Here is a 12,346-nt window from a genome sequence, read left to right on the forward strand (position 1 = left end):
AGCTACTATTAGCTTTTTAATGTTATGGATTTAGCTCTGCTATTATTGATTTTTTATTGGCGAGAGGGGGTTGTTGATAAGCCAAAATGGCATCCATTAACGATTTTTTATCAATCGCTTGTGGTTTATTGCTGTATTTGTCTGCTTGTAGCTTATTCATTGCTAACGCTAATTGTTCTGATAAACCGCTGATTTGAGTCAAAGTCATCAATTTACCTAAACGTTCGCTAAAGTAGGCTTGTACCGCAATAATCGCCGCACTGCTGTCGTTACGGTCGCATGCATGAATAATTGCATTGAGTCCAGTCGTTGCTGTTTTTCTAGGTATTTTGAGGTTTTTATTGTCTTGATTAAATTGTGGCAACGTGCGGTTTACCGATGCTGCTTTACGCCATAATACTAAAGTGATGAGCCATAATACCGCCAGAACAGCACTCAGTAACGGCCAATATCCGCTGGCTTGAACTGCGCTAAAACTATCCGCTGGTGGAATATCTGTCGTAGCCGTTGTGCTGCCTATCACGTTAATCGTGCGGGCTGGCAATGTGGCAAATTGTTGCTTTTTAAGATGTGGGTTCCACCAAGGAACATTTATCTCAGGTAGAGTATAAGTACCTGGTTTTGTTGGCACAATAGCAGTAGTGATACTGTATTGTGATACCACTTGATTGTCGCGAACAAAAGTTTGTCTTAACGGCTTTTCTGGATAAGCTTTTAAGCCGTCGGCCAGTGGAATATCGATGTCGGGTAAACTAGTGTCATCGGTATTAGATGCAATTAAACTAATTGTGCGGGTAATTGGGCTGCCCACTTCAAATTCGTTGATATCGTCCGGCCACGTCTCTTTTAATACCGCAATATCGCTGACTAACCATTTTCCTTGGTAACTTGGTGGTGTTGAATTGATTTGAATGACTTCTCTTTCCGCTTCTGTTTGCATTGGCCGACTTTCATTAAAGCCAAACATACCTCCGCGTCTAGGGGCTTCAACAAGTACATCGCCTGAGAAACTGGCGCCATTGATAACTAACTCCCCTGGCAGATCGGCAATAATACCGTAAGTGCGTTCAATTACTCTAAAGCGACGGCCATCAATGATCTCACTGCCATCTTTGTCTTCGCCTATTTGCTTGATTTGCGCGCCTTCAATAACGGGAGCACTTAATACTCCTCGTTGTAATTCTACTGCAAGGTATAGTTTTACTTTATAAGTGATTAATTGGCCGACATAAGCTTCTGAGGCACTAGTGTTGATGTTAATAAATACGTTTTGTACTTCGTCGGCAGTTGAACCTTGTGGAATAACTTTTAAGGTAATTGGGTTTGAGCTAATTCCTTTGATGTTAAACGCCGGTATGGTGACATTGCCCACTGACTTAGGTGACAATAATACCTGCCAGCGAGTTTCTTTGGTGGTGTCAAAGTTAACCATTTTAGTGCTGCGGCCAACGCTAGTTCTTCCAACAATAAAGTCATCGAGCAATACTGAGGTATCTAATGCCCCCGCATTTAGATCATCATCGGCAATAATATCGAGTACGAAATACTCGCCGGTAACAATTGGATTTCGGTCTATGGTTGTTTGTACTTGGCTAAGTGCAAATACCGGTGCAGCAATGATGAATAGCAATAGGCTAAAAAAAGTTCTGATTACCACTGTTCATTTTCCTTAGGCGGTTGACTATTTTGACGACGTTTTTGATATTCAAGCTGCATTTTATTGCGGATTAACACTTGTGGATCTTCGTTTATGGCGCGAAGGGCACGTTGCATATCTGCAGGCAAATCATCTTGATTAATTTGTGAAGCCGAGATCATTTCTGATGGTTTGCCATCTTTTATGTCTTCGGTATTTGACTCTGTTGACGACGGTGCAGCACTCATTTTTTGGTTGCCATCATCTTGTTGGTCTCCATTTTTAGTTGCACTGGCCTGCATGCTAGATTCGTTACTAGCTGGAGAATCTTGCGTTGAATCATATTGCTGTGAAGTGTTGTTATCTTCAGAGGTTGATGATTGTTGATCCGAACCATTTTGTTGCTGACCATTTTGCTGTTGTGCTTCGTTTTGTGACGATTCGGATTGTTTATCATCTTGTTGTTCATCACGGTCTGATGGCTGATCACTTTGTGATTGCGGTTTATTATTATCAGATGAACGATCATTTTTATTGTCAGATTGGTTTTCAGCGTTCTGTTGTTGGTTTTGTTGGCCAGATTGGTCTTGTTGACCTTGTTGGTTTTCCTGTTCACCAGACTGTGATTCGTCGGAATCTGCTTGTTGAGATTCATTGTTATCAGAAGATTGCTCTGATGTAGAGTTGTCATCATTTGAGTTAGATGGATCTTGCTCTGATTTATCAGATTGCTGATCTGATGACTCTTTTTGTTGTTCAAGCAATTGCTGGGCTAAGGTCAAATTCTGTTTTGCTTCAGTAAACGGTGATTGAGCCGCAATAGCTTGTTGATAACGCTTAATGGCCTCTTGATAATCTTTAAGCTGCATTAGGGCATTCCCTTGGTTATATAAACCTTGGGCGCTGCTGTCTTGTTCATAGCCTTCTAGCGCTTGTTGATAATTACCGGCTTTGTATTGCGCAGAGGCTTGCCATTGTTGGTTTTCGAATGTTTCCGCTGCTTGGGTAAATTCACCTTGTTCAAATGCAGACTGTGCTTGTTGGTCTTTAGTTTTCCATAAGTCCTGCCACACAGAGGCTTGTGCTGGTTGACTGTTGGCTAGACTAAATGTCATTGCCGTAGCGAATAGCAAGCTAGGGCTAAGCATGAGGGTTAATAATCCTTGCCTAAAACTCATTAACATCGGGATGATTAATAACATAGCTAAATATGGACCCAGATCTTGCCAAGTTTCGCCTGCAAGATCCGTTTCGGTTGCCTTGCCATCAGTTGCCAGCCAGTGGGTGAGGGTGGAGATATCGCTACCATCTGTTTGAGCTGGCACAAGGATCCCTTGGTGTTGTTGGACAAGTTTCTGCAATAGACCGTAATCGGTTTTAGCGACAACGATTTCATTACTATTATCACGCAATAATTGACCATCAGCTAAACGAATGGGTGCACCTTGTTTACTGCCAAAAGCCATGATCGATAAACGATAACGGCTGTTAAGTGCGCTGCTTGCTTGATTAAATTGTTGTGCAGAAATGCCATCGGTCATGACAATAATATCGCCACTGACATGACCACCTTGAGCCAATAGTTTTTCTGCTAGAGATAACGCCGCTGTTAAGTTAGATCCTTTAGTGGGCATAATATCGGGTGATAATGTTGGCAGTAAGTTTAAAATAGTGTCACGGTCGCGGGTTAACGGGCTAATGGTATAAGCATCACCAGCATAGGCAATCAACCCTGTTTCGCCTTCTTTTAATTCATTTAATAAGTCGGTCGCTCTAAATTTAGCGTAGGACAAGCGATTTGGACTTAAGTCGGTGGCATACATGGACTGAGACATATCCATAATGAGCACTCGACCTTGTTCGGTTGCAAATACTGGCAGATTTTGTTTATTTAATGCCGGCCCTGAAAGCGCAATCACGGCGACTATCCAACTGGCAATTAATAGCCATTTGGGCTGATGACTTTTCTCAACCGTTTGGCTGATTAGTAACTGACTTAAATGTGGGGCGATATATTGTTTCCATGCTGATTGCTGGCTATGTTTACGCCAAAATAATGCACTTAATATTAATACCGGGATGAACCCTAATAGCCATTCAGGGCGAATGAAATGGATCATTATTGATTCGCCTCTTTGGTTTGGTTAGTTTTAGTCTGGTTGGTTTTAGCCAATAACTGGGCAGGCCATTGTTGCTGCAAACTGATTAAAAAACTAATCAGTAATGACATTAATAACGGCCAATAAAATAACTCACTTTTGGGACGATAACTCAATTGATCACGACTCACCGGTTCTAACTTGTCTATTTCTTGATAAATGCTGGCTAACTCTTCACTGTTTCGGGCTCTAAAATAACGCCCCTTAGTCATGGCAGCTAATTTTTTGAGTTGGCCTTCGTCTAAGTCCATTGATGGATTAATGCGCTCTTTTCCAAAAATAGTTCGGCGTTCTAATATTTCAGCGCCAACCCCGATAGTATAAATAGTGATGTTACGTTTCGCGGCAATTTGTGCGGCGACTTCTGGTTCAATATTACCTGCATTATTAGAGCCATCCGTTAACAGAATGAGCACTCGATTACTTTCGTCAACTTTATCAAAGCGCTTAACCGCAAGGGCAATGGCTTCACCGATAGCGGTTTGCTTGCCGACTAAACCTATCTGAGCATCATCTAAAAATGTAGCAACAGAGCGGCGGTCTAAGGTGAGTGGGGCTTGTAAATAAGCATGATCAGCAAATAAAATAAGTCCGAGTCTGTCACCTTTACGACGTTCGATAAAGTCACTAAGTACATGTTGTATTAGGGTAAACCTGTTAACAGTTTGTCCATTTATGACCATGTCTTCAATTTGCATACTGCCGGATAAATCCACCGCAATCATTAAATCACGGCCTTTTGCCGGTAATTCTATGGGATCGCCAAGCCACTGTGGTCGAGCGATTGCTAACAACAACAATATCCACATTAGCCAGTAACGTTTTCTGCTGCTTTTTCGGTTTACTGAGCTGGACACTGTAACCGTTGTAGCGATGCCGGGTAGCTGTAGATGTCCGCCGACATTATGTATGTTGATGCGTTTTATCAACAACGGAAGCGGCAGTAAGATTAATAACCATGGCCAATAAAATGCTAGCATTTGGCCTCCAGATATGAATTATTGGATGATAACGTTGTATCACTAAAAGGACGTTTATTGCTTAGCCAGGCTTTCGCTAAAGATTTTAATTGAGCTTTTTCGGTTTGATCTAAACCACTTGCTTGATGTCGCTTAATTAATAGTTGACCAATTTTATGTTGCTGGCCAGAGGCGAGGCGAGTATCTAACCAATCAAACCAAGGCTGACCGTTGAGTTTAGCGAGGTGTTCACGCGGTAAATAGGTAAGTGCGGTGCGTTTGAGTAAGCTGTTAACCTGTGCTGCAAAGGTATCATCTTCAATATCATAGCTATCTAGTAACGTCAGCGCGATTTTTCGTGGTGCATGATATTGATGTTGTTTATATAAACGCTTAACTAACCAGATTGCTAAGGTTATTAATATTGTTGCAATTATCCAATATCCAGGTGCGATAGGCACTGCACTAATTGGCTCTGGTAATACAATATCTTGCATTTGCGCTAAAGCGGAGGCTTTGGCGTCAATCGGCAATGGCTGTGTTGGTAAGTTAGCAGTGGTCATTTAACGTAAAATATCCAATTGTGCACTGAGCGGTTTAGCGGCATCGATGAATTTAGGTTGTACTTTTATCATATTCATTAATGAGACGAATTGCTGTAACTGCTGTTGCTGAGTACTTAACCAGGCTTCATAACTTTGACGTGTTAGGGTCAGTTGTTGTTGGCCATCTCGTACGGGTAAAGAAAATTGTTTGGGTAACGCTAAGGTTCCCTGCCTTAATGGATCGGTTACCACAAAGGCACCAATATCACAGTGACGCGACAACTCTGTTAAAGGCGCTAAACATTGCTGGTTGATATGTTGGCCGTCAGTAATAATCCAAATCAGTGACCCAGGCTTAGCAATGCGCTGTAGCCGTTGGCAGGCTTTAAACATATGGCCGGGATCGGGTGATAATTGATTTATTTGGTTTAATTGTTGTTGATGGACATTAATTAACCCTGAGGTTAACTGTAAAATACCTTGACGGCGACTACGTGGCTTTAGCTCTAAGTGAGTACTTTCACTGGCAATTAATGCCCCGAGTCTATCGCCATGGTTAATGGCATTCCAACCTAACGTTGTGGCTAAATGAGCCACTTGTACCGATTGTAATAGTAGCTGGGAGCCAAAGTATAAGCTGTGGCTCAAGTCTATCAATAGCAGGATAGGGCGTTCGCGTTCTTCAACAAACAACTTAGTATGTGCAACACCTGTTCGTGCAGTGACTCGCCAGTCTATAGTACGAACGTCATCTCCATTTTGGTAATGACGTACTTCAGCAAACTCCATACCGCGGCCTTTTATTTGGCTGCTTCGGTGACCAGACAATGCTGCTTTCGCCCGCGATTTGCGATCGGGTATGGCGCGGGATAAGCTTTGACAAGCAATAAGCTCTTGCTCATTTAAGCTCACACCATCACTGTAAAGTGGTAATGAATTAGTTGGGTTCATCATAATCTAATCATGCTTAATAATAGGTGCTCGTGCTGCAACATTTACGGTACGGCAACTTGACTAAGAATGTGATCAATCACCTGATCTGCCGTAACGCCTTCCGCTTGCGCTTGATAACTGAGTAACAAACGGTGACGTAACACATTAGGCGCAACAGCTTGAATGTCTTCTGGTGAAACAAAGTCTCGTTCATGTAACCAAGCACGCGCTCTGGCGCAACGTTCCAGTGAAATTGTGGCGCGAGGACTGACACCATATTCAAGCCATTTAGCTAAATCAGCACTGTAGCGCGCAGGTTGTCGAGTCGCCATCACAATTTCAACGATGTATTTCTCTAACGGTTCAGCTAAGTAAATATCTAATGCCTGATCTCTTGCTGCAAACACATCGGCTTGTGCGACGGGGTCTATCGTAGGCAACTGATGTGTTTTGGCCTCTTTACGCGATTGGCGTAAGATTTCGACTTCGGTTTCTGCGCTAGGATAATCGAGATTTAAGTGCATTAAAAAACGATCTAATTGCGCTTCTGGCAGCGGATAAGTACCTTCGTTTTCTAGCGGATTCTGTGTAGCCATCACTAAGAATAGTGGTGGTAAAGGATAACTATTTTTACCAACGGTAACCTGGCCTTCAGCCATGGCTTCTAATAGCGCTGACTGAACTTTAGCTGGGGCACGATTAATTTCATCTGCTAGGATTAGATTATGGAAAATTGGCCCCGCTTCAAATTCGAATGTCCCTGTTTGCTGACGATAAATATCAGTGCCAGTTAAATCGGCAGGCAATAAATCGGGAGTGAACTGAATACGATGAAACTCGCCTTCTACTCCATCACATAATGCTTTTACTGCACGAGTTTTGGCTAAGCCAGGAGGACCTTCAACTAATAAATGTCCGTTTGCGATAAGTGCTATCAGCAAGTTCTCAGTTAATACGGGTTGACCTAAGACAACATTATCTAAATAGGTGCGTAGTGAGTGGAAACGACTTAACGGCATAGCTGTACTCAATTTATTTAGTTGGCATTGGGATTATTACACCCTATGTTATGAATTCTATTGGTTTTTGGCTAGTAGGATTAACACAATTTAACTCTTTATGAAGTAGATAGTTGTAAACGCCTGTTTAAAACTATTCAATAAAAAGTTAGAATCAGGTCACACTTTGATGGTCTGACCAGATTATCTGGCAAAATAAAAATTTACCGGCAGAGCCGAGATAAGCTAACAATAATAGAGGGTGACACATGAGTGATAGACAACAAGTAACAAATTCCCGGGGTGAGCGCATTGCGATTGTTGCCGGTTTAAGAACACCATTTGCAAAGCAAGCAACCGCCTTTCATGGCGTATCAGCGCTAGATATGGGCAAAATGGTGGTTAATGAGTTGCTGTCTCGCTCTGAAATCGACTCTCAGTTAATTGAGCAGCTTGTCTATGGTCAAGTTGTGCAAATGCCTGCAGCACCCAATATTGCTCGTGAAATTGTACTAGGTACTGGCATGAATGTGTCAACAGATGCTTACTCTGTCACCCGAGCTTGTGCAACCAGTTTTCAGTCGGCGGTTAACGTAGCTGAATCAATTATGACCGGCAATATTGAAATCGGCTTAGCTGGTGGGTCTGACTCGTCTTCAGTACTACCTATTGGAGTATCAAAAAAGCTTGCACATGCTTTAGTCGATTTAAATAAAGCGCGTACTTTTAAGCAAAAATTTGCGATTGCACGTCGTTTAGGCTTGAAAGACCTGATGCCGGTACCGCCAGCGGTTGCTGAGTATTCAACGGGTTTGTCTATGGGGCAAACCGCAGAACAAATGGCTAAGACTTACAACATTAGCCGTGCAGATCAAGATGCATTAGCGCATCGTTCACATACATTGGCTACTGAAACGTGGAATTCTGGCGTGCTTCAACAAGAAGTGATGACAGCTCATATTCCACCTTACAAACAGTTTATTGATCGTGATAATAATATTCGTGAAAACTCTGTATTAGAGTCTTACGCCAAATTGCGTCCCGCATTTGACCGTAAGCACGGTACCGTTACTGCCGCCAACAGCACGCCATTAACCGATGGTGCATCGGCCATTATTTTAATGAGTGAAGGTCGTGCTAAAGCCTTAGGGTATCAACCTATTGGTTACATCAAGAGTTATGCGTTTACGGCCATCGATGTATGGCAAGACATGTTAATGGGGCCTTCGTATGCGACGCCATTAGCATTAAAACGTGCTGGAATGGAATTAGAAGATTTAACGCTGATTGAAATGCACGAAGCATTTGCGGCACAAACATTGGCCAATATGCAGATGTTTGGTTCTAAAAAGTTTGCAGCAGAGAAGCTGGGTCGCAATCGCGCGATAGGCGAAATAGACATGAGTAAGTTTAACGTATTAGGCGGTTCATTAGCCTATGGTCATCCTTTTGCGGCAACCGGTACGCGTTTGATTACCCAAGTGTGTAATGAACTTAAGCGTCGTGGTGGTGGTACTGGTTTAGCAACTGCTTGTGCTGCTGGCGGTTTAGGTGTGGCAATGATTTTGGAGGTGGAGTAATGAGCATGGAAAAAACATTTAATTTAGCTCGTCGTGACGATGGTATTGCCATTTTAACAATGGACGTTCCTGGCGAAACCATGAACACCTTAAAAGAACAATTTGGTCCTGAAATTAGTGAAATATTAACTGAAATCAAAGCTGATAACAGCATTAAAGGCTTGGTTGTTATATCTGGTAAGGCTGATTCGTTTGTTGCCGGTGCCGATATCACCATGTTAGCAGCTTGCAAGAGTGAAGCTGATGCTAAGGCATTGTCACAACAAGGTCATGTGGTTTTTTCTGAGCTTGAAGGATTATCAATTCCTGTTGTTGCTGCTATCAATGGTGCTTGTTTAGGTGGTGGCTTAGAATTAGCGCTAGCGTGTCATTTACGCGTATGCAGTGACGATAAAAAAACCATGCTAGGGGTGCCTGAAGTGCAACTGGGTTTGTTGCCCGGCGGCGGCGGTACTCAGCGTTTACCTCGACTAGTCGGAATTGCAACTGCGTTAGATATGATGCTTACTGGCAAGCAAATTCGTCCTAAACAAGCATTAAAAATGGGGTTAGTGAATGATGTTGTGCCTAACTCTATTTTGCTTGAAACCGCGATAGAGCTAGCAAAAAAAAGTAAACAAGCTGCAAAACCTGTGGTGCAATCTAAAATTAATCAGTTTTTAGAATCATCTTCATTTACTCGCGATATTATGTTTGATCAAGCTCGCAAACAGGTAATGAAAAAAACTCAGGGGAATTATCCTGCGCCAGCTAAAATCATCGATTGTGTTCGTCAAGGTATGAATAAAGGCATGGTGAAAGGGCTTGAGGTTGAAGCAACTCATTTTGCTAATTTAGTGATGTCGAAAGAGTCGGCAGCATTACGTAGCTTGTTCTTTGCCACCACTGAAATGAAAAAAGAAACTGGTGCTGAAGGTGCTGTGCCACGCAAAGTTAAAAAAGTAATGGTATTAGGCGGTGGGTTAATGGGCGGTGGTATTGCGTCTGTAACAACCACTAAAGCTAAAATTCCAGCGCGTGTCAAAGACATTTCAGAGCAGGGATTAAGTAACGCACTATCATATGCTTACAAACTGCTAGATAAAGGCGTTAAGCGTCGTCATATGACACCTATAGCGCGTGACAATATCATGGCATTAATGACAACGACGACTGAATATACAGGTATTAAAGATGCCGATATCGTTGTTGAAGCGGTATTTGAAGATTTAGCACTTAAACATAAAATGGTTCAAGACGTTGAGCGTGAATGTGGTGAAAACACCATTTTTGCTTCTAATACGTCTTCATTACCGATTGGTCAGATTGCCGCAGCGGCAAGTCGTCCTGAAAATGTGATTGGCCTACATTACTTTTCTCCGGTAGAAAAAATGCCGTTAGTTGAGGTGATTGCCCATAAAACCACATCGCCAGAAACGATTGCAACTACAGTGGCGTTTGCACGCAAGCAAGGAAAGACACCTATTGTGGTTCAAGACGGCGCAGGTTTTTATGTAAACCGTATTCTAGCCCTGTATATGAACGAAGCTGCGCAGTTATTACTTGAAGGTCAACGTGTTGAACACCTAGATCGCGCATTAGTGAAGTTTGGTTTCCCTGTGGGACCGATGACTTTGCTTGATGAAGTGGGCATTGACGTAGGTGCTAAAATTTCGCCAATTTTAGAAAAAGAGCTCGGCGATCGCTTTAAAGCACCTGCAGCATTTGACAAGTTATTAGCCGATGACCGTAAGGGTCGTAAAAATGGTAAAGGTTTCTATCAATACGGACCTAAAGCTAAAAAAGCCAAATTGGTTGATGAATCCGTTTACAAAGTGCTCGATATCTTAATCGCTTCGGATAAAGAAGCAAAAGATGTGGCAGAGCGTTGTACTATTCAAATGCTCAATGAAGCTGTTCGTTGTCTTGAAGAAGGGATTATTGCCTCTGCAAGAGATGGTGACATCGGTGCTATATTCGGTATTGGCTTCCCGCCATTCTTGGGCGGCCCGTTCCGTTATATCGACACCTTAGGTGCAAGTAATTTAGTGGCAACTTTACAAGGTTATCAATCACTGTACGGTGACCGTTTCGCACCGTGTGATACGTTAGTAAAAATGGCTAGTGATGGCAGCCAATTTTATAAAAAGTAAACCGAGTGATTGTTATTGATAATATTTAGTTATCAAATTGTAAAAAAGCGGCAGTGAATTGCCGCTTTTTTATGTAACAAAGGCATACCTTTGCCTTATTTTTAATCAATCAGATACTTCTTTACGGTATAATGCCCGTTATTTAGTATGATAAGTCAAGGATGATAGCGTAAACGATCATACGAATGATATTTCGCCATTAAGCTGTAATCACCTCGATATAATGGCGTTAACATGATTGCTTGCGAGTCAAAGATGAATCGTAATGTTGTATAAGTAGGGATTAAGTTAACTGAGTTATTTGGAGTCAGCGATAATGCAGTTTAGTTGGTTATTCATGCTTATTTTAGTGAGTATTAGTAGTGGTTTTTTATTTGGTTTTGCAGCTTATCAGCATGGTTTAGCCGTAAAGCGATGGGGATGTGTAGGTTGTATATTAGGGCCACTCACTTACCCATTGTTTAGCACCCACAAACGCTTGGCTGATATGAAGGTTTGGCGACATGGCCGCTATAGAATAGAAGGTTAAACTCATTTTAGTTTGCTATATAAAAATTCAAATTCAAATTCAAAACAACAAAAAAGGAGCTTATGCTCCTTTTTTATGGCTGATGGTTAATCATCAGTATCTCAATAATTACTTCCACCAAGCTCTAGCTTGGATGACTTCAAGGTGATTTAAACCTTCAGGCAATTTTACTTTTTTACGAGCTGGTTTTGCTAAACCAAGTGCTATTTTTAGAGAAGTAAACATAGGGTTCTCCTTAAGCTGTTTGGGTGTTAAGCAGTTTAACGCCCGGGATTTTAGCTGTTTGAGAGTTAAGCAGTTTAACACCTGGGATTTTAGCTGTTTGAGAGTTAAGCAGTTTAACGCCCGGGATTTTAGCTGTTTGAGAGTTAAGCAGTTTAACGCCCGGGATTTTAGCTGTTTGGGTGTTAAGCAGTTTAACGCCCGGGATTTTAGCTGTTTGGGTGTTAAGCAGTTTAACGCCCGGGATTTTAGCTGTTTGAGAGTTAAGCAGTTTAACGCCCGGGATTTTAGCTGTTTGGGTGTTAAGCAGTTTAACGCCCGGGATTTTAGCTGTTTGAGAGTTAAGCAGTTTAACGCCCGGGATTTTAACTGTTTGAGTGTTAAGCAGTTTAACGCCCGGGATTTTAGCTGTTTGGGAGTTAAGCAATTTAACACCCGGGATTTTAGCTGTTCGAGTGTCTAACATGCTAACATTGCAAGTATTTGCTGCTTCGGTCATAGGACTATTTACCATTGAATAGCCATTGAATGATAATGCCGATAAAACCGCAACTGTAATTATTCCTTTAATCATTTTAATCTCTCTTATATTTTGTAATTGAAGCTCAGGGTTAAATAACAATATTATTTTGACAACTGAACTTGCATTTGCA

10 protein-coding genes are annotated in these 12,346 nt (G+C 41.9%); 3 read left to right on the forward strand and 7 right to left on the reverse strand.

Going from position 1 to position 12,346, the window contains the following annotated elements; translation table 11 throughout:
* Positions 1 to 22: 22 nt before the first annotated feature.
* From CXF88_RS09245 to CXF88_RS09270, 6 genes are read right to left on the reverse strand one after another with little or no spacing between them, the layout of a single operon-like run.
* Positions 23 to 1,657, reverse strand: a complete 1,635-nt coding sequence (locus CXF88_RS09245; RefSeq protein ID WP_101086587.1) for a BatD family protein — start codon at positions 1,655 to 1,657, stop codon at positions 23 to 25.
* On the reverse strand, positions 1,651 to 3,756 hold the full coding sequence (locus CXF88_RS09250) for a VWA domain-containing protein (protein ID WP_101086588.1): 2,106 nt from the start codon (positions 3,754 to 3,756) through the stop codon (positions 1,651 to 1,653). Before CXF88_RS09250 ends, CXF88_RS09245 begins: the two co-directional genes overlap by 7 nt.
* Positions 3,756 to 4,775, reverse strand: a complete 1,020-nt coding sequence (locus CXF88_RS09255; RefSeq protein ID WP_101086589.1) for a VWA domain-containing protein — start codon at positions 4,773 to 4,775, stop codon at positions 3,756 to 3,758. Before CXF88_RS09255 ends, CXF88_RS09250 begins: the two co-directional genes overlap by 1 nt.
* Positions 4,769 to 5,317 carry a DUF4381 domain-containing protein gene (locus tag CXF88_RS09260; RefSeq protein ID WP_101086590.1) on the reverse strand — a complete coding sequence of 183 codons (549 nt, stop codon included), beginning with the start codon at positions 5,315 to 5,317 and terminating at the stop codon, positions 4,769 to 4,771. The genes CXF88_RS09255 and CXF88_RS09260 overlap by 7 nt, the downstream gene beginning before the upstream one ends.
* Positions 5,318 to 6,253: a DUF58 domain-containing protein gene (locus tag CXF88_RS09265; RefSeq protein WP_101086591.1), complete on the reverse strand. Its 936-nt coding sequence runs from the start codon at positions 6,251 to 6,253 to the stop codon at positions 5,318 to 5,320.
* Positions 6,254 to 6,294: 41 nt separating this feature from the next.
* Entirely contained in the window at positions 6,295 to 7,251 is a 957-nt protein-coding gene (locus CXF88_RS09270) for a MoxR family ATPase (protein WP_059744447.1), read from the reverse strand.
* Between the two features lie 248 nt (positions 7,252 to 7,499).
* On the opposite strand from CXF88_RS09270, the gene fadI reads away from it, so the two are divergent.
* From fadI to CXF88_RS09285, 3 genes are all read left to right on the forward strand, one after another.
* Entirely contained in the window at positions 7,500 to 8,810 is a 1,311-nt protein-coding gene (fadI, locus tag CXF88_RS09275) for an acetyl-CoA C-acyltransferase FadI (protein WP_059744448.1), read from the forward strand.
* A 5-nt stretch (positions 8,811 to 8,815) separates the two neighbouring features.
* A complete protein-coding gene (gene fadJ, locus CXF88_RS09280) occupies positions 8,816 to 10,942 on the forward strand; it encodes a fatty acid oxidation complex subunit alpha FadJ (RefSeq protein ID WP_101087200.1) in 2,127 nt (708 codons plus the stop codon).
* A 316-nt stretch (positions 10,943 to 11,258) separates the two neighbouring features.
* On the forward strand, positions 11,259 to 11,471 hold the full coding sequence (locus CXF88_RS09285; RefSeq protein WP_101086592.1) for a hypothetical protein: 213 nt from the start codon (positions 11,259 to 11,261) through the stop codon (positions 11,469 to 11,471).
* Between the two features lie 235 nt (positions 11,472 to 11,706).
* Here the strand turns inward: CXF88_RS09285 and CXF88_RS09295 are convergent, their stop codons facing one another.
* The gene (locus CXF88_RS09295; protein ID WP_101086593.1) at positions 11,707 to 12,267 is read right to left on the reverse strand and encodes a hypothetical protein; all 561 of its coding nucleotides are present in this window, start codon (positions 12,265 to 12,267) and stop codon (positions 11,707 to 11,709) included.
* Between the last annotated feature and the right edge of the window lie 79 nt (positions 12,268 to 12,346).

This window comes from Shewanella sp. ALD9 (genome assembly GCF_002836315.1).
In the GTDB taxonomy this organism is placed as follows: Bacteria; Pseudomonadota; Gammaproteobacteria; order Enterobacterales; family Shewanellaceae; genus Shewanella.

Coding starts and splice junctions, on each gene's coding strand:
- CXF88_RS09250 (WP_101086588.1), bottom strand. CDS start 3,756: ATGATCCATTTCATTCGCCCTGAATGGCTATTAGGGTTCATCCCGGTA.
- CXF88_RS09255 (WP_101086589.1), bottom strand. CDS start 4,775: ATGCTAGCATTTTATTGGCCATGGTTATTAATCTTACTGCCGCTTCCG.
- CXF88_RS09260 (WP_101086590.1), bottom strand. CDS start 5,317: ATGACCACTGCTAACTTACCAACACAGCCATTGCCGATTGACGCCAAA.
- CXF88_RS09265 (WP_101086591.1), bottom strand. CDS start 6,253: ATGATGAACCCAACTAATTCATTACCACTTTACAGTGATGGTGTGAGC.
- CXF88_RS09270 (WP_059744447.1), bottom strand. CDS start 7,251: ATGCCGTTAAGTCGTTTCCACTCACTACGCACCTATTTAGATAATGTT.
- fadI (WP_059744448.1), top strand. CDS start 7,500: ATGAGTGATAGACAACAAGTAACAAATTCCCGGGGTGAGCGCATTGCG.
- fadJ (WP_101087200.1), top strand. CDS start 8,816: ATGGAAAAAACATTTAATTTAGCTCGTCGTGACGATGGTATTGCCATT.
- CXF88_RS09285 (WP_101086592.1), top strand. CDS start 11,259: ATGCAGTTTAGTTGGTTATTCATGCTTATTTTAGTGAGTATTAGTAGT.
- CXF88_RS09295 (WP_101086593.1), bottom strand. CDS start 12,267: ATGATTAAAGGAATAATTACAGTTGCGGTTTTATCGGCATTATCATTC.